At 72.9% G+C, this 24542-nt stretch carries 21 protein-coding genes and 2 pseudogenes; 9 read left to right on the forward strand and 14 right to left on the reverse strand.

What is annotated here, in order from left to right; translation table 11 throughout:
- Positions 1-110: 110 nt before the first annotated feature.
- Positions 111-1055, forward strand: coding sequence for an aminoglycoside phosphotransferase family protein (locus ACZ5GP_RS03805; protein ID WP_468749238.1), 945 nt, complete (start codon positions 111-113; stop codon positions 1053-1055).
- Between the two features lie 9 nt (positions 1056-1064).
- On the opposite strand, the gene ACZ5GP_RS03810 is transcribed toward ACZ5GP_RS03805, so the two are convergent.
- Both ACZ5GP_RS03810 and ACZ5GP_RS03815 read right to left on the reverse strand, forming a co-directional pair.
- Complete coding sequence (locus ACZ5GP_RS03810; RefSeq protein ID WP_468749239.1) at positions 1065-1607, reverse strand: MOSC domain-containing protein; 543 nt, start codon at positions 1605-1607, stop codon at positions 1065-1067.
- A gap of 136 nt (positions 1608-1743) precedes the next feature.
- On the reverse strand, positions 1744-2286 hold the full coding sequence (locus tag ACZ5GP_RS03815; protein WP_468749240.1) for a DoxX family protein: 543 nt from the start codon (positions 2284-2286) through the stop codon (positions 1744-1746).
- Between the two features lie 170 nt (positions 2287-2456).
- Here ACZ5GP_RS03815 and ACZ5GP_RS03820 point away from each other — a divergent pair, with 170 nt between their 5' ends.
- Positions 2457-2783, forward strand: coding sequence for a nuclear transport factor 2 family protein (locus ACZ5GP_RS03820; RefSeq protein WP_468749241.1), 327 nt, complete (start codon positions 2457-2459; stop codon positions 2781-2783).
- 43 nt (positions 2784-2826) lie between these two features.
- On the opposite strand, the gene ACZ5GP_RS03825 is transcribed toward ACZ5GP_RS03820, so the two are convergent.
- On the reverse strand, positions 2827-3297 hold the full coding sequence (locus ACZ5GP_RS03825; RefSeq protein WP_468749242.1) for a lamin tail domain-containing protein: 471 nt from the start codon (positions 3295-3297) through the stop codon (positions 2827-2829).
- Positions 3298-3414: 117 nt separating this feature from the next.
- Positions 3415-4353 (reverse strand): SDR family oxidoreductase, encoded by a 939-nt coding sequence (locus tag ACZ5GP_RS03830; protein WP_468749243.1) that lies wholly within the window; start codon positions 4351-4353, stop codon positions 3415-3417.
- A gap of 133 nt (positions 4354-4486) precedes the next feature.
- Here ACZ5GP_RS03830 and ACZ5GP_RS03835 point away from each other — a divergent pair, with 133 nt between their 5' ends.
- Positions 4487-6121 carry an alkaline phosphatase D family protein gene (locus ACZ5GP_RS03835; protein WP_468749244.1) on the forward strand — a complete coding sequence of 545 codons (1635 nt, stop codon included), beginning with the start codon at positions 4487-4489 and terminating at the stop codon, positions 6119-6121.
- A 1079-nt stretch (positions 6122-7200) separates the two neighbouring features.
- Here the strand turns inward: ACZ5GP_RS03835 and ACZ5GP_RS03840 are convergent.
- A pseudogene (locus ACZ5GP_RS03840) lies at positions 7201-8283 on the reverse strand (glycosyltransferase family 4 protein); the annotation flags it as partial.
- Between the two features lie 459 nt (positions 8284-8742).
- Here ACZ5GP_RS03840 and ACZ5GP_RS03845 point away from each other — a divergent pair.
- From ACZ5GP_RS03845 to ACZ5GP_RS03855, 3 genes and pseudogenes are all read left to right on the forward strand, one after another.
- On the forward strand, positions 8743-10032 hold the full coding sequence (locus ACZ5GP_RS03845; protein WP_468749245.1) for a multidrug effflux MFS transporter: 1290 nt from the start codon (positions 8743-8745) through the stop codon (positions 10030-10032).
- Positions 9996-11118: pseudogene (locus ACZ5GP_RS03850) on the forward strand (serine hydrolase domain-containing protein). The gene ACZ5GP_RS03845 and the pseudogene ACZ5GP_RS03850 overlap by 37 nt, the downstream one beginning before the upstream one ends.
- A gap of 285 nt (positions 11119-11403) precedes the next feature.
- A complete protein-coding gene (locus tag ACZ5GP_RS03855) occupies positions 11404-12423 on the forward strand; it encodes a small ribosomal subunit Rsm22 family protein (RefSeq protein ID WP_468749246.1) in 1020 nt (339 codons plus the stop codon).
- A 1-nt stretch (position 12424) separates the two neighbouring features.
- On the opposite strand, the gene ACZ5GP_RS03860 is transcribed toward ACZ5GP_RS03855, so the two are convergent.
- Positions 12425-12925, reverse strand: coding sequence for a hypothetical protein (locus ACZ5GP_RS03860; RefSeq protein WP_358701287.1), 501 nt, complete (start codon positions 12923-12925; stop codon positions 12425-12427).
- A gap of 190 nt (positions 12926-13115) precedes the next feature.
- On the opposite strand from ACZ5GP_RS03860, the gene ACZ5GP_RS03865 reads away from it, so the two are divergent.
- Positions 13116-15140, forward strand: coding sequence for a glycoside hydrolase (locus ACZ5GP_RS03865; RefSeq protein WP_468749247.1), 2025 nt, complete (start codon positions 13116-13118; stop codon positions 15138-15140).
- On the opposite strand, the gene ddaH is transcribed toward ACZ5GP_RS03865, so the two are convergent.
- A complete protein-coding gene (gene ddaH, locus ACZ5GP_RS03870) occupies positions 15137-15970 on the reverse strand; it encodes a dimethylargininase (protein ID WP_468749248.1) in 834 nt (277 codons plus the stop codon). The genes ACZ5GP_RS03865 and ddaH overlap by 4 nt on opposite strands.
- Positions 15971-16249: 279 nt before the next feature.
- A complete protein-coding gene (locus ACZ5GP_RS03875) occupies positions 16250-16432 on the reverse strand; it encodes a DUF6243 family protein (protein ID WP_468749249.1) in 183 nt (60 codons plus the stop codon).
- Between the two features lie 119 nt (positions 16433-16551).
- On the opposite strand from ACZ5GP_RS03875, the gene ACZ5GP_RS03880 reads away from it, so the two are divergent.
- On the forward strand, positions 16552-17196 hold the full coding sequence (locus tag ACZ5GP_RS03880) for a TetR/AcrR family transcriptional regulator (RefSeq protein ID WP_468749250.1): 645 nt from the start codon (positions 16552-16554) through the stop codon (positions 17194-17196).
- A 21-nt stretch (positions 17197-17217) separates the two neighbouring features.
- On the opposite strand, the gene ACZ5GP_RS03885 is transcribed toward ACZ5GP_RS03880, so the two are convergent.
- Positions 17218-18066, reverse strand: coding sequence for a glycerophosphodiester phosphodiesterase (locus tag ACZ5GP_RS03885; protein ID WP_468749251.1), 849 nt, complete (start codon positions 18064-18066; stop codon positions 17218-17220).
- A 175-nt stretch (positions 18067-18241) separates the two neighbouring features.
- Between ACZ5GP_RS03885 and ACZ5GP_RS03890 the strand changes: the two genes are divergently transcribed.
- Complete coding sequence (locus tag ACZ5GP_RS03890; RefSeq protein WP_358585621.1) at positions 18242-18967, forward strand: bifunctional DNA primase/polymerase; 726 nt, start codon at positions 18242-18244, stop codon at positions 18965-18967.
- Between the two features lie 16 nt (positions 18968-18983).
- On the opposite strand, the gene ACZ5GP_RS03895 is transcribed toward ACZ5GP_RS03890, so the two are convergent.
- The 5 genes from ACZ5GP_RS03895 to map all read right to left on the reverse strand — a co-directional run bounded on the left by ACZ5GP_RS03895 (position 18984) and on the right by map (position 24526).
- Entirely contained in the window at positions 18984-19985 is a 1002-nt protein-coding gene (locus ACZ5GP_RS03895; protein WP_468749252.1) for an SCO2278 family lipoprotein, read from the reverse strand.
- A 40-nt stretch (positions 19986-20025) separates the two neighbouring features.
- Complete coding sequence (gene efeU / locus ACZ5GP_RS03900; protein WP_468749253.1) at positions 20026-20874, reverse strand: iron uptake transporter permease EfeU; 849 nt, start codon at positions 20872-20874, stop codon at positions 20026-20028.
- Positions 20875-20877: 3 nt separating this feature from the next.
- Positions 20878-22134 (reverse strand): iron uptake transporter deferrochelatase/peroxidase subunit, encoded by a 1257-nt coding sequence (efeB, locus tag ACZ5GP_RS03905; RefSeq protein ID WP_468749254.1) that lies wholly within the window; start codon positions 22132-22134, stop codon positions 20878-20880.
- A 15-nt stretch (positions 22135-22149) separates the two neighbouring features.
- Complete coding sequence (gene efeO / locus ACZ5GP_RS03910) at positions 22150-23316, reverse strand: iron uptake system protein EfeO (protein WP_468749676.1); 1167 nt, start codon at positions 23314-23316, stop codon at positions 22150-22152.
- Positions 23317-23668: 352 nt separating this feature from the next.
- Positions 23669-24526 carry a type I methionyl aminopeptidase gene (gene map, locus ACZ5GP_RS03915; RefSeq protein ID WP_468749255.1) on the reverse strand — a complete coding sequence of 286 codons (858 nt, stop codon included), beginning with the start codon at positions 24524-24526 and terminating at the stop codon, positions 23669-23671.
- Positions 24527-24542: the final 16 nt, after the last annotated feature.

Raw genomic sequence — 24542 nt, forward strand, 5'->3', positions numbered from 1 at the left:
CCCCCGCCCCGCCCCGTCGTGCCCCGCCGCCGCCCTGTCGCGTCACGCGGGCCCGCCGGCGGAGGAAACTCGTTCGCGGCGCCGCTGCGGCGAGCACTACGGTGCCCCCCATGCTGCCCGAGGTGTACACGGACGAGGAGTGGGACCGCGTCGTCCCCGACGAGGCGATCATGCGGCCCGGGGTGCAGGAGCTGTGCGCGCGGCTCGGGTTCGCCGGGGCGCCGCTGACCCGCTACCCGGAGGGGTCCCAGCCCGTCTACGCGGTCGGCGACCGGCACGTGGTGAAGCTCTTCCCCGGCCTGGACGCCCAGGACGCCGTGACCGAGGCCCGCGTGCTCGGCCACGTCCAGGGCAGGCTTCCCGTCGCCACCCCCCGGGTGCACGACTTCGGCGACTTCGAGAACGGCTGGCGCTACGTCCTGATGTCCCGCCTGCCGGGCAGGGGCCTCGCCGCCGCCTGGCCCGAGATCCCGCGCGCCGACCGGGAGCGGGTCGTCACCGACGCGGCGGAGGCCCTCGCGGCGCTGCACGCCCTGGACCCCGAGCCGCTCGCGGACGTGCTCGGGCCCGATGACTGGGACGCCTTCCTCGCCGGGCAGCGGGCGGGCGCGGTGGACCGGCAGAGCGCCTTCGCGCTGCCCGCGCACTGGCTGGAGCAGATACCCGGCTTCCTCGACTCCGTGCCCCTGCCCGTGCCGGCCAGCGGCGCGGGAGCCCGACGGGCCCTGCTGCACACGGAGTTCATGCGCCAGCACCTGATCGTCGACCCGGCCGACGGCTGGCGCCTCACCGGTCTCCTCGACTTCGAACCCGCCATGATCGGCGACCCGGCGTACGACTTCGTGGGTGTCGGGCTCTTCGTCACACGGGCCGAGCCGGGGCTGCTGCCGCGCTTCATGAAGGCGTACGGAACGACGTACGACCCGCGTCAGATCCTCGCGTACACCCTGCTCCACGTGTACAGCAACCTGCCCTGGTACCTGCGGGAGCTGCCCGCCCCGCCCGAGCCCACGCTGGATGCCCTCGCCGACACCTGGTTCGGACAGCGGCCGTAGGGCGGGGCCTCAGACCGTCTTCAGCCGGCGGTGGGGTCCTTCGGGCAGGACGACCTCGATGGCGTCGCCGGGGCGGATCTCGCCGCCCCGGCGGACCACGCTCATGACCCCGGACCGGTGGGCGACGGTGCCGTTCTCGTCGCGTCCGACGACCTTCTTCATGAGGCCGGCCCGGAAGCCGTCGATCTGGCGGCACGGGTTGCGCAGCCCCGTGATCTCCACGACGGCGGACGCGCCGATGCGCAGCAGCGCGCCCGTGGGCAGCCCGAGCAGGTCGACGCCGCGCGTGGTGATGTTCTCGCCCAGCTCCCCCGGCGCCACGGCGAAGCCGTCCGCCACCAGCTCGTCCAGGAGTTCCTCGTGGATGAGGTGGACCTGGCGCAGATTCGGCTGGTCCGGGTCCCGCCGCATCCGGAACCGGTGCTTGACCTTCTCCCCGGCGTGCACGTCCCCCTCGACCCCGAGCCCGGCGAGCAGCGTGATGCTCCCGCGGTTCGGCTTGCTGAAGGAGTACGTGGGGTTGCTGCTGACCGCCGTGACCCTCGCGCCCATCGTGCGCGGCCCCCTCTTTCCCGTCCGTGCTGTCCGCGCCCCCGGCCGCCCCGGCCGGCCGCGCGCCGTACCCGCGTGACCTTAACGCGGGCGGCGCGTCGTCGGACGCGTACGCCCGTTCGGCCGGACCCGGCGGCTACGCCTGCGGGGCGGTGTCCTCGCTCTGTTCGCGGACCTTCTTGTTCCTGGCGCCCAGCGTCGCGAGTACCCCCACCGCCGTCCCGGCGAGCGCGGCCGGCACCATCCAGGCGCGGTTGAGGGAGTGGCCGAGCGCGTGGTCGAGGGAGTAGCGGCCGGGGCCCGTGACGGCGAGGGCCGCGGAGACCAGGCCGAGGAACGCCGGGTACTCGTAGCCGCCGCCCTGGCTGAAGAAACCGTGCGGGGTGTGCACGGCGGCGGCGCCCGCCATCGCGCCCGCCGCGGCGGAGCCGGCCGCCGGGGTCGCGAGGCCGAGGGCGAGCAGCGTGCCGCCGCCCGCCTCGGCGAGGCCCGCGACCGTGGCGTTCGCCTTGCCGGGCGCGTAGCCGATGGACTCCATCCACGCCCCCGTGCCCTCCAGGCCGCCGCCGCCGAACCAGCCGAACAGCTTCTGGGCGCCGTGCGCGGCGAGCACCCCTCCGGTGCCCACGCGCAGCAGCAGCAACCCGAGGTCGCGTCGGTCCAGGCAAGAACAGGTCATCGGGGCTCCCGGGTCGGTGGGGCGGCAAGCCGGTGAGGTGGTGAGGTGGGCCTGCCTTTCCTCCACCGTCCGACGGACCGGCGCCGGACACCCGGCCCGCGCGGCCGTACGGGTGAGCCGTCCGCCCGCTCCCGGTGGCGCGGCCGGCGGCCCGATGTGACGGTGGGCCCATGAGCATTCAGGTAAACCGGCTCGGCGACCCCGCGGTCCGGGCCTTCGTCACCGCGGTGAACGCCCACGACAAGGCCGCCTTCGAGGCACTGCTGACCCCGGACGCGACGATGTCCGACGACGGCTCGGACCGGGACCTCGCCGAGTGGGCCGACCGGGAGATCTTCTCCTCCAACGGCCACATGGACGTCGAGTCGGAGTCGGCCGGCGGCCGCACGCTGCTCGTCGGCTACCGCAACGACACCTGGGGCGAGATGCGCACCAAGTGGTACTTCACCGTCGAGGACGACGGCCGGATCTCCCGTTTCGAGACGGGCCAGGCCTGACCCGCGGCGCACCGCGGGCCCGCCCCACTTCCCTCGGCGGAGGTCAGTGACAGTTCTTCGTGCCGTCGTCGGCGCGCGTCCAGGAGCAGGAGTCCTGGAGCGAGCCGCTCGGCTTGACGAGGCGGGCCTTGTCGCTGGTGTTGTTCCAGACGTAGCTGCCCCGGCCCCAGTAGCGCACGCCGGAGGCGTCGGAGCCCTTGCCGGTGCGCACCTTGACGGTCTTGCCGGCGCCGATCCGGTAACTGCCGAAGGTGTAGGTGTAGCCGGTGTCGTCCTTGAGCCGGTAGCCCTTGAGCTGGATCGCGGACGAGCTGCTGTTGTGGATGTTCACCCACTCCGCGTTGAGCGAGGAGTTCGAACGGGTGTCGCTGCCCGGGCTGTCGTACTGGATGTAGCCGAGGTGCAGCCCGCCCTGGTGGCGCGCGGTCACCGCCGAGGCGGGCGACGCGGCGAGCAGGGACACCGACAGGGCGGTGGCGGCGAGGACCGCGGGGGCCATGGTGCGTATGCGCAAGGAGTGCTCCAGGTGTGAAGTTCTCGTGGAGAGGAGCTGAGCATACGGGGCCCACCCGCCGGGGCTGACTCGGTACTTCCTATTCCACTTGTGCAGATGTGCCGGGCGCGGGCGGGCTCAACCCCGGCCCACGTACGGCATGGTGGTGGCGAGGACCGTCGCGAACTGCACGTTCGCCTCCAGCGGCAGCTCCGCCATGTGCCGCACCGTGCGCGCCACGTCCGCCACGTCCATCACGGGCTCGCTCGCCAGCCGGCCGTCGGCCTGGGGGACCCCGGACTGCATGCGCGCGGTCATGTCGGTGGCGGCGTTGCCGATGTCGATCTGCCCGACGGCGATCCGGTACGGCCGCCCGTCCAGGGACAGTGACTTCGTCAGACCGGTCAGCGCGTGCTTCGTCGCGGTGTACGCCACCGAGTGCGGCCGCGGCGCGTGCGCCGAGATGGACCCGTTGTTGATGATCCGTCCGCCCTGCGGGAGCTGCTCCTTCATCTGCCGGAAGGCCGCCTGGGCGCACAGGAACGCGCCGTTGAGGTTGGTGTCGACGACGTGGCGCCAGGCGTCGTAGGGGAGTTCCTCGACCGGGACGCCGCCGGGGCCGAACGTCCCGGCGTTGTTGAAGAGCAGGTCCAGGCGGCCGAAGCGCTCGCGTACGCCCGTGAAGAGCGCCGCCACGTCCTCGGGCCGCGACACGTCGGTCCGTACGCACAAGGTGGCGCCGTCCTTCGCGACGGCGAGGGCGGCCGTCTCCTCCAGGGCCTCCACGCGGCGGCCCGCGAGCGCCACCGACCACCCCGCCGCGAGCAGTTCGACGGCGACGGCGCGGCCGATCCCGGACCCGGCGCCGGTCACCACGGCGACCTTCGGGGTCCTGTGCGGGGCGCTCTCCACGAGGCTTTCCACGAGGCTCTCCGCGGCGCTCTCCACGACGCTCTCGGCGGCGGCGACCACGGCCGGGTCCCCGACGCCTTCCGCGGTGGTCTCCACAGTGCCGTCCCCGGTGGTCTCCACGGGAATGCCCGGCGCGGTCGATGAGGCAGTTCGCTCGGCGTTCATGGCCCCGCAGCGTACGGGAGGCCCGGCCACGGGGACATCACCCGCCCGCCATACGGCTGTTGTGTACGCGACAGTCACAGGTCGTCCCCCGCCAGTTACATGCCCCTGACAGCAATCGTCAGGGGAGGGCCACATGTCACTCGCAGCCCAGCAGTACTCGCCCGAACTCCGGGCCGCGGCACGTCACGTGGGGCGCCGCCGCTTCCTCACCGTGACCGGCGCCGCCGCCGCGCTCGCCTTCACCACCAACCTGCCCGTCGCGGGTGTCGCCGGCGCCGCCGAGCTGGACGCCCGCCGCATCGGCAAGGACCCCTTCACCCTCGGCGTCGCCTCGGGCGACCCGCTGCCCTCCTCGGTGCTGCTGTGGACCCGGCTCGCCCCCGCCCCCCACGAGCCCGGCGGCGGCCTGCCGGCCGAACGCGTCGCCGTCCACTGGGAACTGGCCCACGACGCCCGCTTCCGGCGCGTCGCCAGACGGGGCGTCGCCACCGCCCACCCCGAGTTCGACCACACCGTGCACGTCGAGGTCGACCACCTCGAAGCGGGCCGCGGCTACTACTTCCGCTTCAAGGCGGGCCGCTGGACCAGCGGGACGGGCCGCACCCGCACCGCCCCCGCGCCGGGCAGCGCCACGAGCACCCTCACCCTCGCGGCCGTCTCCTGCCAGGCCTACCACGACGGCTACTTCACCGCGTACAAGCACCTGGCGCAGGACGACGTCGACGTCGTCTTCCACCTCGGCGACTACCTCTACGAGTACGCGGTCGACGCCAGGGGCGGCGCCCGCGCCTACACCGACCGCACGCTGCCCGCGCACTTCAACAAGGAGACGCTGACCCTGGAGGACTACCGCCTGCGGTACGCCCTCTACAAGTCCGACCCCGACCTGCGGGCCGCGCACGCCGCACACCCCTTCGTCGTCACCTGGGACGACCACGAGACGGAGAACAACTACGCGGACGACATCGACGAGAACGGCAACCCCCCGGCCGAGTTCCTGCTGCGCCGCGCCGCCGCCTACCGCGCCTACTGGGAGAACCTGCCGCTGCGCCTCCCGCAGCGGCCCAAGGGCCCCGACGCGCGCCTCTACCGCCGCCTGACCTGGGGCCGCCTCGCCCAGTTCGACATCCTCGACACCCGGCAGTACCGCTCCGACCAGGCGTACGGCGACAAGGCCCACGCCCCCGGGCCCGAGACGGACGACCCGAGGCGCACCATCACCGGCGCCGCCCAGGAGCGCTGGCTCCTCGACGGCTGGCGCCGCTCGCGCGCCCTGTGGAACGTCGTCCCGCAGCAGGTCACCTTCTCCCAGCGCAAACTGGACCTCACCGACCGGGCCAAGCTCTCCATGGACGCCTGGGACGGCTACCGCGCCTCCCGAAAGCGCGTCCTCGCGGGCGCCAGGGCGGCCGGCCTGGAGAACCTCATGGTCCTCACCGGCGACGTGCACGTCGGCTACGCCTTCGACATCAAGGCCGACTTCGACGACCCGTCCTCCAGGACCGTCGGCACGGAGATCGTCACGACGTCCATCTCCAGCGGCAAGGACGGCGCGGACAAGCCGGCCAACTGGGACACGTACACCAAGGCGAACCCGCACCTGAAGTTCTACAACGGGCGCCGCGGCTACGTGACGGTCGGCCTCGGCCGCGACGAGGCGCGGGCGGACTTCAAGACGGTCTCGGCGGTCACGACGCCCGGTGCCTCCCTCAAGACGGCGGCGTCCTTCGTGACCGAAGCGGGCGCCCCGGGGCTGCGGCCCGCGTAGTCGCCCTGCCCGGCGGGACGCTGTCCGGTGGGGCTCTGGTCGGCCTGGTCCGGGGCCGCCCTGAGCGTCAGGGCCAGGTCGTGGTGCGCGGTGAAGCAGGGGCGTACCAGGACGGGCGTGCCGGGCTCGCCCCGGAGCGCCTCGGCGGCCGCGTACACATCGCTGCGCCTGCGGTCGACGACGTCCCCGAGGACGCGCCCCACCCGCACGGGCTCGGCCCCGGGCGCCGGGCGCAGCGACAGCTCCCACGTCTCGGGCGCGCCGTCGCCCGCCGCCAGGGCCAGGGCGTAGGGCAGGCGGAAGCGGAAGCGGTGCGCGCCGGACGTCGTCACCTCGGTCTCGAAGGCGGCGGCGGGATCCCGGCGCGGCACGGCGAGCAGGCGGGGGCGCTGCCCCGGTGCGAACGCGGCGCCGTGCAGCGCGCCCTCCACCGTGCACGACGTGCGGTCGGTGGTCAGCGTGCGGGCCTCGGCGTGGGCGGGGCGGTGCCAGGTGCGCAGGGAGAGGTTGTTCTTGACGGTCGGATAGGGGATCCACCAGCGGAACGGCGCGTCCGGTAGGGCCGCCAGGTCCACCAGCGCGCGTTGGTCGACGCTCGTGGCGGCGACACGGCGGCGGGCCCCGTCGTCCGACCGGATGACGTGGAAGTCCCAGCGGCCCTCGGCGAGCGCGTGGGCGCCGCGTTCCAGGACGGCCGTCCACGGCGCCTCGTCCGTCCCGGGCGGCCGCAGCGGCACGGTGAGCAGATCCTCGCCCCGGCCCTCGGACCCCCGGAGCGTGGCCGTCAGCGTGAACGCGCCGCCCCGCATCCCCGCCTGGTCCAGACGTACGACGAGGTCGCCCGCGGCGTCCACGGCGCACGCCGCCCGCGGGCGCAGCGGGGCGAGGCCGCCGGCGCGTCCCCGCGCCGCCCGGCGCACGGTCCGCGCCGTCTGCGCCAGCGTCCGGCGGGCGGCCGTCCCGGCGTGGGCGACGCCGGCCGCCAGTCGGCGGTCGAGCGGGACCGGCGCGGGCGGTGCGGAGGCCCGCAGTCCGGCGATCAGCTCCTCGTAGCGCCGGGCGATGTGCTCCGGCGCGTACCGCTCGGCGTTGCGCCGGGCGGCGGTGCCCATGGCGCGCCGCAGGTCCGCGTCCTCGATCAGCGTGATCAGGGCACGGGCGAAGGCCTTGCTGTCGCCCGGCGGGACGAGCAGCCCGTCCTCGCCGTCCCGGATGATCTCCCCGGGCCCGTGCGGGCAGTCGGTGGCGACCACGGGAGTGCCGCACTGCATGGCCTCCACGATGGTCATGCCGAACGACTCCTCGCGCGAGGAGACGGCGGCGATCGCGCCCTTGGCCCACTCGGTGGCGAGGCAGGGGTTGGCGCCCATCAGGAAGACGTGGTCGTTCAGGCCGCGTTCGTCGATGCGGGCGCGCAGCGCGGCCTGCTGGGGGCCCCGGCCGTAGATCCGCAGCCGCCACCCCGGATGCGCGGCGGCCACGGTGGCGAAGGCGTCCACGAGGAGGCCGTACCGCTTCACCGGGATCAGGCGCCCACCGGCGACGACGAGGCGTGAGCCGCCGTCCGAGGGCGCCGTGGCGGGCGGCGGCGAGGAGTTGGGGAGGTGCGCGATCGGGGTGCCCGTGGCCGCGAGGTGCCGGCGGTGGGTGACGGCGTCCGCCTCGGTGACGGTGGTGTGCGCGTCCAGCGCGGCGATGGCGGCGTCCTGGGCGGCGCGGATGCCGGGCTCGTGGGTGCCGTAGACCCGGTGCTCCTGGCCGATCCGCAGGTAGTGGCGGCGGCCGAACTCGGCCAGGTAGATCACCAGACCCGGCCGCGTGGCCACCACCACGTCGGCGTCGGTACGGGCGAGGAACCACGCCACCCGCCGGTCGGTGAGCCGGTCGAAGCCGGCCCCGCGCGCCTCCACCGCAGGGACCAGCGCGCTCGGCCCGCTCACCGGTCCGGGGCCCGGGCCGCCCCGGCGGGAGTGCGGACGCCTGTCGATGAGCGGCCGCAGCCGGACCTTTCCGCTGAGCGGGAAGCTGGGCCTGTCGTGCGTCCGCCAGACGCTGACGATCTCCACGTCATGGCGTTCGGCGAGGGCACCGGCGGAATTGAAAGTGGCGCGGACGGTGCCACCCATTCCGTATGCGTTCTGCAGCAGAAAGGAGATTTTCATCGGGCCTTGTCCGGATCGGCAAGTGGTCAGGGGGGTGCCACACTTCCACCTCACGGGTGCTCCTGAGGTGAGCACACGCTCCGGGGTACGAGGGGTACCCCGTCCGGTGAACGGCTGGTCGTGGAGTTGACTTCGGGCGTCAGGGAAAAGGGGGCGCCGGTGCGCAGTAATGCCCGGGAAAATTGCTCATCCGCCGCCCGGCATGAACGTGATAATGCTCGAAAAGGGCAGCCTTGTACGCTTCTTCGACGGCTCCGGGATTCGCTGGAGGCAGGGAATTCGCCCACCCTCCGTATCCCTTCGGCCCAGGTGTTCTAGAGGGCGGCCGCGCGCGCAGGACGGCCGACCGGAAAGAGCGGGCGGCGCCCCACGAGATCGCGCCCGGGGCGAAATGCGGTGCCGGGCACGCACCCGGAGCTGCGACCATGGACAGCGATCCGATCAACCGGGAGGGGCGCGATGCCTGAGTGCGGGCAGACAACGGAAGAGCACCGGATACCCGGGGCGGCGGAGCCCGGAAGGCTCGCCGCCCTCCGTCGCACCGGCGCCCTGGTCACCCTCGTCCTCGGCGGCCTCACCGCCGTACCGCCGCTTTCCATGGACATGTACCTGCCGGCCCTGCCGGAGGTCACCGACGCCCTGCACGCCCCCGCCGCGACCGTGCAGCTGACCCTGACCGCCTGCCTGCTGGGCATGGCCCTCGGCCAGCTCGTCGTCGGCCCGATGAGCGACAAGTGGGGCCGCCGCCGTCCCCTCCTGGTCGGCCTGCTCGTCTACATCGCCGCCACCGCGATCTGCGCCTTCGCGCCCACCGTCGAACTCCTCATCGGCTTCCGCCTCCTCCAGGGCCTCGCGGGCGCCGCCGGCATCGTCATCGCCCGCGCCGTCGTCCGCGACCTCTACGACGGCGTGGAGATGGCCCGGTTCTTCTCCACTCTGATGCTGATCTCCGGCGTCGCCCCGGTCGTCGCGCCCCTCATCGGCGGCCAGGTCCTGCGCGTCACCGACTGGCGCGGCGTCTTCGTCGTCCTCACGGGCGTCGGCACCGCGCTGACACTCCTGGTGTGGCGGCGCCTGCCCGAGACCCTCGACCCCGACAAGCGGCACAGCGGCGGCACCGTCGAGGCGCTGCGCACCATGCGCTCGCTCCTCGCCGACCGCGTCTTCACCGGCTACATGGTCGCGGGCGGCTTCGCGTTCGCCGCGCTCTTCGCGTACATCTCCGCCTCGCCCTTCGTGATCCAGGAGATCTACGGCGCCTCCCCGCAGACCTTCAGCCTCCTGTTCGGCGTCAACTCCGTCGGACTGATCGCCGCCGGCCAGCTCAACGGCAAGGTCCTCGTCGGCCGCGTCAGCCTGAACAAGGTCCTCGCCGTCGGCCTGGCCTCCCTCACCGTCGCCGCGACCGCGCTGCTGCTCATGACCACCGGCGTCTTCGGCGACGTCGGGCTGTTCCCCGTCGCGGCCGGGCTCTTCGTCCTGATGTCGACGATGGGCCTCGCCATGCCCAACACCCAGTCGCTCGCCCTCACCCGCACCCCGCACGCCGCCGGCTCCGCCTCCGCGCTCCTCGGCACCACCTCCTTCCTCATCGGCGCCGTCGCCTCGCCGCTCGTCGGCATCGCGGGCGAGGACACGGCCGTCCCCATGGCCGTCGTCCAACTGGTCTGCGCGCTGGCGGCCATCGCCTGCTTCGTGGGACTGTGCCGCCCCTGGCAGCACGCGACCACGCAGGAGGCGGACCACTGAGCGCACCCCGGCTCCTGCGCACCGGCACCCCCGACAGCGCGGGCCTCGACCCCGACGAGATCGGCCGCCTCCTCGCCGAGGTGCGCGAGCTGCCGCGCGGGCCCCGGCCCTGGTGCGCGGGGGCCGTGGTGCTCGCCGGCAGGGGCCCGGTGATCGCGGCCGAGGAGGCGGCGGGCCGGGCGGTGCGTTACTCCGCGTACGACCCGGTGACCGACACGGGCGTCGAGCTGCCGCCCGAGCGGCAGGTGCCGATGCGCGCCGACACGCCCTTCGACCTGGCCTCGCTCACCAAGCTCTTCACCACGGTCGCCGCCGTGCAGCAGCTGGAGCGCGGCACGCTGGGCATCGACGCGCGGGTCGGGGCGTACCTCCCCGAGTTCCGGGCCGCCGCCGCACACGGCATCACGGTGCGCCGGCTCCTCACCCACACCTCCGGACTGCGGCCCGAACTCCCGCTCTACGACTGTCCGGACGACGCCGCCCGGCGCGTACGTCTACTCCGACCTGAACATGCTGCTGCTCCAGCACGTCCTGGAGCGCCTCACCGGCCGCTCCCTCGACGTCCTCGTGCGCGAGGGCATCACCCGCCCGCTCGGCATGGCCGCCACCGGCTTCGGACCCCGGCCGGACGCCGCCGCCACGGAGGACCAGCGCAGGCCCTGGGCCAAGGCGGACCGGGGGATGCTGCGGGGCGTCGTCCACGACGAGAACGCCTGGGCGCTCGGCGGCGTCGCCGGACACGCGGGGCTCTTCTCCACCGCCAGGGACCTCGCCGTGTTCTGCCGCACCCTGCTGTGCGGTGGCGCCTACGGCAGGGCCCGCATCCTCGGCCCCGACTTCGTCGAGCTGCTGTTCACCGGCTCCGGCCTCGGCTTCGGCGTCGACCAGCCGTGGTTCATGGGCGAGCTGGCGGGTCGCGGCGCGGCGGGCCACACGGGCTTCACCGGCACGTCCCTGGTCCTCGACCGGGCCACGGACACGTTCCTGGTGTTGCTGGCCAACACCGTCCACCCCCGGCGGCGGCCCGCCGACAACACCCCCCGAGCGACGGCGGCCACGCGCCTCGCTCGCGCGGCGCGAACGTAGCGGCCTCGGGCCGGTTCCCTCAGGGGCGCGCCCAGCCCCGGACAACCCGCGCACGCGTCTGCCCGATGCCGCGGCAACCGCGTGCGCGGCGCGTCTGCGGCCGCTCGCGCAGTTCCCCGCGCCCCTAACGGGGCTCGCCCTGGGCCGATAGATAAGGGGCGGAGGCGACATCCCCTCAGGGGCGCGGGGAACTGCGCGAGCAACCACGACGCAGCCGCACGTGCGATTGGTGGGTGGGGCGGGCGTGCCGGCCCCGCGTCTCGGCGGGGCCCGTAGAATCGCTGGGTGAACGACCTGAACCTAGCGGCGCCGACCTCCCCGGCAGAGATCCTGAGCGGCGCCCTCGCGAGGGCGCTGGACGGGCTGGCGCCCACGCAGGCCTCGCAGGCCGTCACGCGGCTGATCGAGAACTACCGGGGAAGCACCCCGACCGACGCCCCGATCCTGCGGGACCGCGCCGACGTCACCGCCTACGCGGCCTACCGCATGCCCGCCACCTTCGAGGCGGTGCGCTCCGCGCTGGCGGCCCTCGCGGACGCGGCCCCCGAGGGGTGGGCGCCGGCCAGCCAGGTGGACGTCGGCGGCGGGACCGGCGCGGCGGTCTGGGCGGCCGCGGCGACCTGGGAGGGCGAGCGTGCCGTCACGGTCCTCGACTGGGCCGAGCCCGCCCTCGCGCTCGGCCGGGAACTGGCGCGAAGCGCCCCGCAACTGCGCGGCACCCGCTGGCAGCGCGCCCGTATCGGCGCCGCGCCCGCGCTCGACGCCGCCGACCTCGTCACCGTCTCGTACGTCCTGAAGGAGCTGACGCAGGCCGACCGGCGCTCGGTCGTCGACGCGGCGGCAGCGGCGGCCACCGAGGCCGTCGTCATCGTGGAGCCCGGCACCCCCGACGGCTACACGCGCGTCCTGGAGGCCCGGGACCAGCTGCTGGCCGCGGGCTTCCGGATCGCGGCGCCCTGTCCGCACAGCGCGGCGTGCCCCATCGAGCCGGGCACGGACTGGTGCCACTTCTCGGCGCGGGTCAGCAGGACGTCCCTGCACCGCCAGGTCAAGGGCGGCTCACTGGCGTACGAGGACGAGAAGTTCAGCTACGTCGCGGCGACCCGCTTCGAGCCGCGCCCGCCGCGGGACCGGATCGTGCGCCGGCCCCAGATCCGCAAGGGCCAGGTGCTCCTCGACCTGTGCGGGGCCGAGGAGCAGCTGCGCCGGCAGACCGTGACCAAGCGGCACGGCGCCCTCTACCGTGCGGCCCGGGACGCGGACTGGGGCGACGCGTGGCCGCCCCCGCCCGCGTCACAGGGGTGACTCAGGCGCCCCAGGTGCCCTGGTCGACGGCGCAGTTCCAGCCGTTGCCGCGCACGTTGAACTTCACCTTGTAGCTGCGGGTGTTCAGCAGGTGCGTGCGCACCTTGACGCCGAGCTTGGCCTTGCCCGCGAGGCTCTTGTCGTAGACGGTGACGGTCTTCGACGTCTTGTGGGTGACCTTGCCGCCCTTGGGAGTGGCACTCCCGAAGCGGATGTTCTTGACGTTGGTCACCGTGAAGCTGACCTTCTTGAAGGTCTTGGTGCTCTTGTTCTTCAGCCCGAAGTACAGGCCGCCGTTGGTCACCCAGCCGTTCCGGTCGATCTGGAAACGGGAGGTGTAGACGATGTCGATCGGGCAGCCGGTGGTCCGCGGGGCGACGCTCGGCGTGGCCGACGCGGCGCGCGGCGTCGGCTTCGTCGCCGCGGACGCGGCCCCCGCCATGCCGAGCTGACCGGCGGTGAGTGCTCCAGCGGTGGCCAGGACCGCGACGGACGTGCGCATGCGATTCACTGCGCTGATACCTCTTCTTCCCCCAGGGCCCCGGTGGGCCCACTGTTCGGTTCTCGTGGTGCGACGCGAAAAAGCCGTCTGTGGTTCCCGCGCGCCCGTATTGGTACCACGACGATCTCTGGCAAGGGCAGTCGCCCCGTTTCTCACAAGCCTCTTAGAAGCGGTGACTATCCACATCCCCATGACGACCGACACCAGTTCCCCCGGCCGCGACTACGGCCATAACCCCAGCCACGCCCGCAGGCGGCCGGGGAGCCGACTCCTCGCCTCCTCCGTCGCCCTGGCCCTCGCCGCGGCCGCGGCGACCTCCTCCGCCCACGCCGCCGGCGCCGGACCCGCGCACGGCCGCCGGGTCGAACTCGCCGTCCACGGCGGCACCGCCGTCGTGGACACCGCGTCCCTCGCCGTACGCGCCCACACCCGCGACGGCCGTGACCTGACGCTCTCCGCCCCCGCCGGCACCGACCTCGGCCACCCGGGCCCGGTCACGCGCACCGGCGCCGCACAGGCCCGCTGGAGCTACCCCGAACGCGGCATCGACGTCACCGCCCGCACCGACCACGGCCGCCTCTCGCTGCGCCTGAAGGCCCACCGCGACACCTCCGTGAGCTGGCCCGTCACCGGCACCGACGCCGCCGCCTCGGCGCTGCAACTGCCGCGCGGCGAGGGCCTGGACATCCCCGCCGGGGACCCCTTCTGGACCACCGGCGAAGGAGCGCTCACGGGCAGCACCGTCGACGTCGGCGCCGAGCTGACCCTGCCGCTGTGGGGGTACTCCCTCGGCAGGGGCGCCGGCGTCAGCTACCTCACGCCCACCGACATCGGCACCACCCTCGGCTTCACCGCGCCCGGCGGCCGCCTGCGCGCCACCGCACGGCACGCCTTCGACGCCGGCGAGGGCACCCGCGACTACACGGTCACCTTCGCGCTGACCGACGGCGACCCGGTCGCGCCCGCCGCCGACTACCGCTCCTACCTCGCCGAGCGCGGCCAACTCGGCAGCCTGCGCCGGAAGATCACCAAAAACCCCGCGATCGGCCGCCTCCTCGGCGCCTTCCACGCCTACACCTGGGGCGAGGCCCGCGAGGCCACGGGCATCGAGCGGCTCAGGAAGCTCGGCGTCGACCGGATGTGGCTCGGCTACGACGGCAAGCCCTACCCGGGCAAGGCGGCGGTGCGCGCCGCGCGGAAGGCCGGATACCTCATCGGCCCCTACGACTCCTTCGCCAACGGCCAGGACCCGAGGACGGCCGACGCCCCGAACGCGATCTGGCCGGGCACCGTCTACCCCGACTTCTGCGTCCGCGACGCGCAGGGCGAGCCGCGGACCGGTTTCGGCGGGCGCGGCTGCTACCTCAGCTCACGCGCCTTCGCGCGGGCGGAGAAGGCGCACCACTACCTCGCCGACCGCACCCGCTCGATGGTCGCCAACGGTGCCGACAGCTACTTCCTCGACGTCGACGCCACCGGCGAACTCTTCCGCGACCACGGCGAGGGCCACCGCATGACGAAGGCCGAGGACCGTGAACACCGCCTCGCCCGGATGCGGCGCATCGCGGACCGGGGCCTGGTCCTCGGCTCGGAGAGCGCGCAGGCGTGGGCCAACAAGGCGCTGGCCTTCGACCACGGCGGCGCGACGCCGGTCGCCGACGGCATGTGGCGGCTCCAGAAGGACCGCGAGAAGTGGGGCGGCTACTACCCCGAGAACGCCCCCGGCGTCTTCTTCAAGCCGGTCGACCTCCCCGCCGGTCTCACGAAGGCGATGTACGACCCCCGCTACCGCGTCCCGCTCTACGAGACCGCCCTGCACGGCTCGCTCGTCAACACCGAGCGCTGGGAACTGTCGTACGAGAAGCTGCCCGCGCAGAAAACCACGCGCGCGCTGCTCGCGATGCTCTACAACACCCCCCTCAACTACGTCCTGGACGGCCCCTCGCTGAACAAGCACGGCGTGGAACTGGCCGCACTCCAGCAGTACTTCTCGCCCCTGCACAAGGCGGCCGGCACCGAACAGCTCACCGACTTCCGGCAGTTGACGGCCGACCGCACCGTCCAGCGCACCGTCTTCGGCAAGGGCACGCTGACGGTGACGGCCAACTTCGGGACCACGGCGTACCGGGGGCTGCCGGGCGGCTGTGTCGACGCCCGCCTCAAGGGCGACGACGCACCGCGCCGGCTCTGCCCGGCGAAGCTCCCCAGGGGTTAGGTCCGCAGCTCCTGCGTGCAGCACTTCACGCTGCCGCCGCCCTTGAGCAGTTCGCCCAGGTCCATCCCGATGGGTTCGAAGCCGCGTGCCCGCAAGGGTTCGTAGAGCCCCAACGCGGCCTGGGGGAGCAGCACGTGGAGTCCGTCGGAGACGGCGTTGAGGCCGAGCGCCTCGGCGTCGGCCTCCTCGGCGATCACCGCGTCGGGGAACAGGCTCCGCAGGACCGCCCGGCTGCCGGGGGAGAAGGCGGGCGGGTAGTACATGACCTCGTCCGCCGCGTCGTCCAGGACGGCGAGCGCGGTGTCCAGGTGGTAGTAGCGCGGGTCGATGAGGTCCAGCCCGATCACCGGGCGGCCGAAGAACTCCTGCGCCTCGCCGTGTGAGAGGGGGCTGGCCCTAAAGCCGCGCCCGGCCAGCACGTAGGAGGAGGTGACGGCGAAGTCGCCCTCGCCCTCGTTGATGTGGGTGGGTTCGTGGATCTCGGTGAAGCCGTGCGCGCGGAACCACTCCAGGTGGGCCGCCGCCTCCTTCTCCCGCTCCGGGTAGGCGAAGCGCGCGCCGAGCACCCGCCCCTCCACGACGGTCGCGCCGTTCGCGGCGAAGACCATGTCGGGCAGGCCGGGGCGCGGGACCAGCTCCTCGACGGTGTGGCCGAGCGAGCGGTACCGGTCGCGCAGGTCCTCCCACTGGGCGACGGCGAGCGGGACGTCGACCGGCTTGGCGGGGTCCATCCAGGGGTTGATGGAGTAGGTGACCTTGAAGTGTGCCGGTGGGCACATCAGATAGCGCCGGGGTGTGGCGCGCCGAGGAGAGCGAGGAAAACGGGACAACGAAGGCTCCTCACGTACCGCAGGGTCAGGTGCCGTCCACGCGGGGGCGGCTGCTGCCCATGGTGCGGCAGCCGCCGCCCGCCGTAGGGCAGTTGCTGCCCATAGTGCGGTGTGAGGAGCCTCCGCGCTGTGCACCGAACGGGTGGTTGCCATCCTCGGCCCACCGTGCTCCACGGCCCGGCGCGGTCCGGTCCGGGGCGGCAGGTCCGGCATGGTCTGGCCCGGCACGGTCTGGCCGGCACGGTCCGACACGGCGCGTGGCGGCCCGCGCCCCTGCCCTCAAGACCGGCCGTGCCTCTCGCGGCCCTCCATCAGCCTGCGCAGCAGTTCGCGCTTCTGTTCCTGGGCGCTGAGCCCGCCGCCGACGCGTCCGCCCCGGCCCGCGCCCCGCAGGGCCTGGCGGGGGAGATTGCTGCGGGTGCCGCCGACGCCCAGCATGCCTCCGGATCCACCTCGGGCCATGGTGCCCACCTCCATCGAGTAGACGAGACGCTCCGTCTCGCTTCGGAGTCCACTTTGAACGAGACGCTGCGTCTTGTCAAGACGGTACGTATCGTTCGGCCGCTGGTACCTTCGAGGGCATGGCCCAGAAGACCGCCCCTGACTCCACGCGCCGCAGCGAACGTTCGCGCCGCGCGATCTACGACGCCGCCCTGGCCCTCGTCGGCGAGGTCGGCTACGCCAAGCTGACGATCGAGGCCATCGCGGCCCGCGCCGGCGTCGGCAAGCAGACGATCTACCGCTGGTGGTCGTCCAAGGGAGCCGTGCTGCTCGACGCCTTCCTCGACCTCGGCGCGCAGGCCGCCGAGGCCGCGAGCCGGCAGGCCGGCGAGGGCGTGACCCAGACCGAGATCACGAACTCCGGGGACCTGGAGGCCGACCTCAAGTTCGTCATGCGGGCCACCGTCGACGAGTTCAACGACCCCAAGTACGACGCCCCCTACCGCGCGCTCGCCGCCGAGGGCCTGCTCAACCCCGAACTGGGCGCCGAGTTCGTGGAGAAACTCCTCGAACCGCAGCTCCAGCTCTTCGTGAAGCGCCTGCGCCAGGCCCAGGACGCGGGCCACGTCCTGCCCGACGTCGACCCCCGCATCGCCCTGGAACTGTGGTCGAGCCCGCTGGCCCAGCGCTGGCTGATGCGCTCGGGCCCCCTCACCCACGCCTACGCGGACAAGCTCGTCGAATACGCCCTGTACGGCATCGCCACCCGCCCCGCGACCTCCTGACCGGCCCGGCCGGCGACCCGGCTACGCCCGCCGGGCGGGCCGCGCCGGCTCGATCGGCGTGCGCGACAGCAGCCCGGGGGCGTCCGTGATGACGCCGTTGCAGCCGAGCCGCAGCACGCGGTCGCGCTGCTTCGGCGTGGTCACCGTGTGCGCCCACACCCGCGGGACGCCCGACTTCACCGCGCGCACCAGATCCCTGTCCCGCGCCTTGTGGTCCACGTCCAGGACGTCCACGTACGCGGCCCAGCGCTCGGGCCGGTCGGTGCGCAGCTGCGCCTTGGAGCGCCACAGCTGCGCCAGCAGGCCGAGATCGTGGGCGCGCCGCGCCACCGCGGGGCTGTTGGAGTTGACGAAGACCGAGCGGGCCAGGCCCCGGGAGCGGATCAGCCGGGCCAGCTCGTCGAGGCCGTGCGGGTCCTTGGCCTCCAGCATCAGCATGATCCGCCCGCCGAACCGGTCCAGGACCTCCTCGACCGTCGGCGCCCGCTCCGGACGCCACCGGCCCGGCAGCGAGGCGTCGGGCCGCAGCACGACGCCGTGCCAGGTGTACCGGTCGAACATCCGCACCGGGCCCACCGCGTAGGTGGTGCGGTCCAGGGTCCTGTCGTGCATGACCACCGGCGTGCCGTCCCGCAGTATCCGGGTGTCGAAGTCGATGACCTGCGCGGTGCCCCGCTCGTACGCCGCGAGCAGCCCCGCCATGCTGTTCTCCGGCACCTCCAGGGCGCCGCCGCGGTGCGCGGTGTAGACGACGCGGGGCAGCGCGTCCACGGTCAGGGGTCCCCTGCCCCACTCGATCGGGGCGAGGAAGCCGCTCGGTGCCGTGAGGGCCAGCGCCGTGAGGCCTGTCAGCGCAGTCCTAATGACCATGGCGACACCGTAGGGGGGTCCAGGGCAAATCACCACTTAGTAGGCGATGAGGGGGGATGGCAGGGGGCGCCTGGCATCCCCCCGGCCACCCCGGATGCGGGCTCCGCCCCCCGGAGGCGCAGGATGGTGGGACCATGGGTCAAGCTTTCGGCACAACGGCGAGGTGAGGGGCTAGATGGGCGCGGAGTTCGGCAGCCGGTCCGGCGGGCAGGGCAGGATTTCCCAGTGGCTTCGCCGTCGTCCCAAGGACACGACGGCCGACGACCGGGCCCGCGAGGACCTGCTGCGCGCCGCCGCGGCCGCCGGGCTGCCCCTCGCCCCGGCCGCACACCCCTCGGGCTACCGATGTTCCTGCGACCGCGTCGGCTGCCCCACGCCCGCCCGCCACCCCGTCTCCTTCGCCTGGCAGACGCAGTCCACGACCGACCCCGGCCAGATCGAGCGCTGGGCCCGCGACCAGCCGCAGGCGAACTTCATCACCGCCACCGGCATGGTCCACGACGTCCTCGACGTGCCGCTGGACGCCGGCCGCGAGGCGCTGCGCCGCCTCCTCGAAGCGGGCATCGACGTCGGCCCCGTGGCCGAGTCGGGCGACGACCGGATGCTCTTCTACACCGCCACCCGCGGCACCCCCGAGGACGAGGACGAGTGGTGGCCCTGCGAGCTGGACTGCCACCCCGAGACGATGGACGAGCACCCGGGCCTGCGCTGGCACTGCCGCGGCTCCTACGTCCTGGTGCCGCCCGCCCGGCTCCCCGGTGACCTGGACGTGCGCTGGGTGCGCGGCCCCGAACACCCGCTGCCGGACCCGCTGACGCTCCTGGAGACCCTCACCGACGAGTGCGCGCGGTTCGCGGACGGCCCCCGGCAGGAGACGGCCGCCTGGCCGCTGGGCGGCTGAGGACGCGCGCGCCGAGCTACTGGTCGCCCTTCGCGCCCGTGAGCCCCTGGATGCGGCCGAGGAACGCGACCTTGTCGCCGCCGGACCTCGCCGGGTCCAGGACCACCTGGTTCGCGACGCGCTCCAGCGTCACCGACTGGCGCACCTCGCCCTTCAAAAGCGCCTTGACGTCCGGGTCGAGACGCAGGTCGATGCCCTTGGCGGCCGTCTGCCTCTCGTAGTGGTGCGTGGCGAAGAAGACCAGCGCCCCGCCGTCCTTCGTGCGCAGCCCCACGGGGGCGAAGTCACCGGAGTCCATGGGGTAGTCCAGGTACTGCACGCCCACCCCGAGCCGCTTGGTGTTCCGGTCGCGCAGCGCCTTCCACTTCGACGTGTGGTCGCCCGGCGCGAACGTGTCGCCGCCCGACTTCAGATACGCCGTGTACGCCTTGCCCAGCTTCCGCGGCGCCACCGCCAGGTCCGCCGCGCCGGCCCGCACGGGCACCGCCCACCCGTCCTCGTCCTTCTTCAGGCGGGGCACCTTGGCGGGCGCCACGAGGTTCAGATAGGACGCCTCCCACCGCTGCTCGGGGCCGCCCTTGGTGAAGATCCACAGCCAGCGCGTGTCCCCGCGGCCGCCGACCTTGCGGTTGGCCTCGGCATCGGCGAGGAACCAGCGCGGCCAACCGGCCTTCTTCGGGATCGCGTACGACACGTCCGTCAGCCTCAGCGGTGTCGCCCCGGGGTTGCCCCCCGGGTGCTGGACGCGCCGCGACCGCAGGCCCGCCTGGTTGATGGCGCCCAGCGGACCGGTGATCCGGGCGGCGTCCGCGGCCGGGTCGTACGTCCTCTCCGCCTTGTTGTAGGCGGCCAGGAAGGACTTGAGGGCCTTGGCGGCCTCGGCCTTCGTCGCCGCGGGGACGACCTCCCGCTCGCCGTGCACCGTCACGCAACCGGTCGCCGCCACCGACAGGGCACCCGCCGCGGCCACCGCCGCGAGCGGCCTGCGGACACCGCGAAACCTGCGCACCTTGCTCATGGAGGTCCCCTCACCTACGCCCTTCTCCCGGGCCCGAACCCTACCGGGGCGGCGCAGCCGCCTCGGCGGCGGCCGGGGGCCTGCTCGCCGTCCGGGCCGGGGCGAAGAAGAACACCAGTGTGGGGACCAGATACAGCAGCCAAACCACGACCTGAAGCACCGTCGGATCGGGCTGGAAGTTGAAGACGCCCTTCAGAAGCGTGCCGTACCAGCTGTCCGGCGGGATCGTCGTGCTGATGTCGAACGCCTTGTCCCGCAGCCCGCCGACGAACTCCGCCTCCTGGAGGTCGTGCACGCCGTACGCGAGCACGCCCGCCGCCACCACGACCAGCATGGCGCCGGTCCAGGTGAAGAACTTCGCGAGGTTGATGCGGACCGCACCCTTGTAGAACAGCCAGCCGAGCACGACCGCCGTCAGCAGCCCGAGGAGCACGCCGAGCAGCGGCCCGTGCGAACCGTCACTGGAGGCCCGCACCGACGCCCACACGAACAGGGCCGTCTCCAGGCCCTCCCGGCCCACCGCCAGGAACGCGGTCGCCACCAGCGCGGCCGTGCCCATCTGGAGGGCCGAGTCCAGCTTGCCGTGCAGTTCGGCCTTCAGGTGCCGCGCCGTGCGCCGCATCCAGAAGACCATCCACGTCACCAGCGCCACCGCGACGATCGACAGCGAACCGCCGAGGGCCTCCTGGGCCTGGAACGTCAGCTCCTGCGAGCCGAAGGTCAGCGCGCAGCCGAAGCCGAGCGCGAGCGCCACCGCGACGCCGATGCCGGTCCAGATCGGTGCCAGCGCGTCCCGCCGCCCGGTCTTCACCAGGTAGGCGATGAGGATGCAGACGACCAGGCTGGCCTCCAGACCCTCGCGCAGACCGATCAGATAGTTGCCGAACATCGGCTACGCCTCCCCGGTGAACAGGCCCCTGCCCCACCAGTCGTCCTTGTCGCGGACGCCCGGCGGGACCGCGAAGAGCGCGGAACCCACGTGCTGGATGTACTCGTTGAGCGCGTCGGAGCGCGCCAGGTTGCGCTGGACCGGGATGAAACCGGTGCGCACGTCCCGCTGGTAGGCGAGGAAGAAGAGCCCCGCGTCCAGCCGGCCGAGGCCGTCGGTGCCGTCCGTGAAGGAGTAGCCGCGGCGCAGGATCGTCGCCCCGTCGTTGGCGTCGGGGTGCGCGAGCCGCACATGCGCGTCGGGCTTCATCGCCTTCAGGAACGGCTCGTCGTGCTCCTTGGCCTTGCCGACCGGGGCGCCCTCGCCCTTGTCGCGCCCGAACACGTCCTCCTGTTCACCGAGCGAGGTGCGGTCCCACGTCTCGATGTTCATCCGGATGCGGCGCGCCACGAGGTAGGAGCCGCCCGCCAGCCAGTCGGGTCCGTCCTTCTCGCCGACCCACACGTGCTTGGCCAGCGCCGCCGTGTCCTGCCCGGAGACGTTGCGCGTGCCGTCCTTGAAACCGAAGAGGTTGCGGGGCGTGTGCGCGTCCGGCGTCGTCGAGGACGTCTTGCCGAAGCCGAGCTGCGACCAGCGCACGGCGACCTTGCCGAAGCCGATGCGGGCGAGGTTGCGGATGGCGTGCACCGCCACCTGCGGGTCGTCCGCGCAGGCCTGCACGCACAGGTCGCCGCCGCTGCGGGCCTTGTCGAGGTTGTCGCCGGGGAACTTGGGCAGCTCGACCAGGGCCTTCGGCCGTCGCTCGGCCAGGTCGAACTTCTCGAACAGGGAGGGTCCGAAGCCGATCGTCAGCGTCAGCCGGGACGGCTTGAGGCCGAGCGCCTCACCGGTGTCGTCCGGCGGCGCCTCGGCGAGCCCGCCGTGCGCGCCCTCGCCGACGGTGTGGCCGGCGGTCATCCGCGCGGCGGCCCTCGTCCAGTCCTTGAGGAGCTGGACGAACTCCGCGCGGTCGTCCGTCTTCACGTCGAACGCCGCGAAGTGCAGCCGGTCCTGCACGGGCGTGGCGATGCCGGCCTGGTGCGCGCCGTGGAAGGGGACGGCGCCGCCCGTCTCCCCGGCGGGAGCCACCTCGTCGCCGGAGCGGGTCACCGCCACCGCGCCGCCGGCCGCGGCGGCGCCGAGCGCGAGCCCGGCGCCGCCCCAGCCGAGCAGCGAACGCCGGGACGGCACGCGGGTGTCGTGGGTGTTGTCGTCAGGCATCGGGTCCCCCAGCCGCTACTTGGTCTTCGCGACGGCCGCGGCCAGCTTGGACAGCGGCTCGGCGAGCGCGTTGACCCCGTCGGACAGCTCCTTGCGGTCCGCCTTGGCGACCTTGTCGTAGGAGGTGAAGCCGTAGGAGTCCGGGCCGCCCTCGCGGTACTTCTCCAGGAGCTTGTCCAGGGCCGCGAACTGCTTGTCGAGTTCCTTCGTGAGCTTCGGGTCGTTCTCGGCGGCGACGGGCTTCAGCAGCTCGTAGGACTTCTCGGCGCCCTCGACATTGGCCTTGAAGTCGACCAGGTCGGTGTGGGAGTAGCGCTCCTCCTCGCCGGTGACCTTGCCGGTGGCGACCTCGTCCAGCAGCTCCTTGGCGCCGTTGGCCATGGAGGTCGGGGTGATCACGGCCTTACCGACGCGCTGCTGCCAGTCCTTGAGGTCCTTGTCGAGAAGGGTGGCCAGCTCCTTCTCGCGCTTGCCGATCTTCTTGTCCTTCCACAGGGCCCGCTCCAGACGGTGCCAGCCCGTCCAGTCCTTCTCGGGGTCCTGGCCGTCCTCCAGGCCGTCCTCGCGGAAGTCGACCTTCGGGTCGATGTCACCGAAGGACTCGGCGACCGGCTCGGTGCGCTCCCAGCCGATGCGGGAGTCGGCGTACGCCTTCTTCGCGGCCGCCAGATCGCCCTCGCGCACGGCGTCGGTGAAGACCTTCGTCTTCGGCAGCGTCTCGTCGGCCTGGGACTGGGCGTAGGCGCGGTAGGCGGCGACGGCCCTGTCCAGGCGCGGGTCGCGCGCGGCCGTCTTCCCGCCGCCGGTGACGGTGACCTTCTGGCGGATGCCGTCGCCCTTCATGCCGGGCTTGCAGGCGATCTCGTACGCGCCGGCCTTCACCTCGGCGGTGAGCTTCTGCTTGGTGCCGGGGCCGATGTTCTCGCGCTCGCTCACGATGCGGTCGTCGGGGAAGAGGAGGTAGACCTCGGTGACCTTCGAGCCCTTGTTCTCGATGGCCAGCTCGACGTGCCCGGCGGTCAGCTTCTTCTTGGAGACCTCGCACTTGTCGTCGGTGGCGGTCACCTGCACGCTGTGCGCGCCACCGCCCTTGGCGTCGCTCTTCTCCGTGCAGCCCGTGACGGCGGTCAGGGCGGCCGCGGTGGCGACAGCGGTGACGACGGACAGGCGGACAGGTCGCACGGGTCGCATAGAGGGCTCCAAGACGGGTCACTGACGAACGCGAACCCCACCGCGGCCGGTGAGGCGGACCTAACTTAACCGACCCTTACCATGCTGATACCCGCCCGGTCAGTGATTCAGCTCTCAAGCGGCCCCGCCGCTCACGGGCCGATCACGGGCGGGCGATGGAGCACCCATGACGGGGTAAAGCAATGGTCAAGTCGACCGGGGGGCGGGAGCGGCGCGTCCAAGAGGGGCCGCCAGGGCATGCCCGAGCCCACCGGGCGCGGTTCCCGACGCTGTGTCGGTAAAGGCGGCCCTTTGACTGACCAGGGAATCGGCCCGGACGGCCCGGACGGCTCGGCGCGAGGGCTCAGGGCAGCGTGAGGATCTCCGCCCCGGTGTCCGTCACCACCAGCGTGTGCTCGAACTGCGCGGTGCGCTTCCTGTCCTTCGTGACGACGGTCCAGCCGTCGTCCCACATGTCGTACTCGTGGGTGCCGAGCGTCAGCATCGGCTCGATCGTGAACGTCATGCCGGGCTGGATGGTGGTCGTCGCGTGCGGGCTGTCGTAGTGCGGGACGATCAGGCCGGAGTGGAAGGACGTGTTGATGCCGTGACCGGTGAAGTCACGCACGACGCCGTAGCCGAAGCGCTTCGCGTACGACTCGATGACACGGCCGATGATGTTGATCTGGCGGCCGGGCTTGACGGCCTTGATGGCGCGGTCGAGGGACTCGCGGGTCCGCTCCACCAGCAGCTTCGACTCCTCGTCGACGTCGCCGACGAGGTAGGTGGCGTTGTTGTCGCCGTGCACGCCGCCGATGTACGCCGTGACGTCGAGGTTGATGATGTCGCCGTCCTTCAGGACGGTGGAGTCGGGGATGCCGTGGCAGATGACCTCGTTGATCGAACTGCACAGCGATTTCGGGAAGCCGCGGTAGCCGAGCGTGGAGGGGTAGGCGCCGTGGTCGCACATGTACTCGTGCGCGACGCGGTCCAGCTCATCGGTGGTCACCCCCGGCGCGATGTGCTGCGCGGCCTCCGCCATCGCCCGCGCGGCGATGCGGCCCGCGGTGCGCATCAGCTCGATGGTCTCGGGGGTCTGCACCTCGGGCCCCGTATACGGGGTGGGGGCGGGCTTGCCCACATACTCCGGGCGCCTGATGTTGCCGGGAACGGAACGGACGGGAGAGAGCTCCCCTGGGACGAGCAGTGACTGGCCAGACATGCCGGCGAGTCTAGCC

It is taken from the genome of Streptomyces sp. NPDC031466, assembly GCF_055581265.1.

Bases quoted from the DNA above. Each gene is read 5' to 3' on its own strand.
- ACZ5GP_RS03810 (WP_468749239.1), bottom strand. From the start codon at position 1,607: ATGGGCGCGAGGGTCACGGCGGTCAGCAGCAACCCCACGTACTCCTTC.
- efeB (WP_468749254.1), bottom strand. From the start codon at position 22,134: ATGCCTGACGACAACACCCACGACACCCGCGTGCCGTCCCGGCGTTCG.
- ACZ5GP_RS03890 (WP_358585621.1), top strand. From the start codon at position 18,242: ATGGGCGCGGAGTTCGGCAGCCGGTCCGGCGGGCAGGGCAGGATTTCC.
- ACZ5GP_RS03875 (WP_468749249.1), bottom strand. From the start codon at position 16,432: ATGGCCCGAGGTGGATCCGGAGGCATGCTGGGCGTCGGCGGCACCCGC.
- ACZ5GP_RS03835 (WP_468749244.1), top strand. From the start codon at position 4,487: ATGTCACTCGCAGCCCAGCAGTACTCGCCCGAACTCCGGGCCGCGGCA.
- ACZ5GP_RS03865 (WP_468749247.1), top strand. From the start codon at position 13,116: ATGACGACCGACACCAGTTCCCCCGGCCGCGACTACGGCCATAACCCC.
- efeU (WP_468749253.1), bottom strand. From the start codon at position 20,874: ATGTTCGGCAACTATCTGATCGGTCTGCGCGAGGGTCTGGAGGCCAGC.
- ACZ5GP_RS03860 (WP_358701287.1), bottom strand. From the start codon at position 12,925: ATGCGCACGTCCGTCGCGGTCCTGGCCACCGCTGGAGCACTCACCGCC.
- ACZ5GP_RS03880 (WP_468749250.1), top strand. From the start codon at position 16,552: ATGGCCCAGAAGACCGCCCCTGACTCCACGCGCCGCAGCGAACGTTCG.
- ACZ5GP_RS03830 (WP_468749243.1), bottom strand. From the start codon at position 4,353: ATGAACGCCGAGCGAACTGCCTCATCGACCGCGCCGGGCATTCCCGTG.
- ACZ5GP_RS03805 (WP_468749238.1), top strand. From the start codon at position 111: ATGCTGCCCGAGGTGTACACGGACGAGGAGTGGGACCGCGTCGTCCCC.
- map (WP_468749255.1), bottom strand. From the start codon at position 24,526: ATGTCTGGCCAGTCACTGCTCGTCCCAGGGGAGCTCTCTCCCGTCCGT.
- ACZ5GP_RS03885 (WP_468749251.1), bottom strand. From the start codon at position 18,066: ATGGTCATTAGGACTGCGCTGACAGGCCTCACGGCGCTGGCCCTCACG.
- ACZ5GP_RS03820 (WP_468749241.1), top strand. From the start codon at position 2,457: ATGAGCATTCAGGTAAACCGGCTCGGCGACCCCGCGGTCCGGGCCTTC.
- ACZ5GP_RS03815 (WP_468749240.1), bottom strand. From the start codon at position 2,286: ATGACCTGTTCTTGCCTGGACCGACGCGACCTCGGGTTGCTGCTGCTG.
- ACZ5GP_RS03845 (WP_468749245.1), top strand. From the start codon at position 8,743: ATGCCTGAGTGCGGGCAGACAACGGAAGAGCACCGGATACCCGGGGCG.
- ACZ5GP_RS03895 (WP_468749252.1), bottom strand. From the start codon at position 19,985: ATGAGCAAGGTGCGCAGGTTTCGCGGTGTCCGCAGGCCGCTCGCGGCG.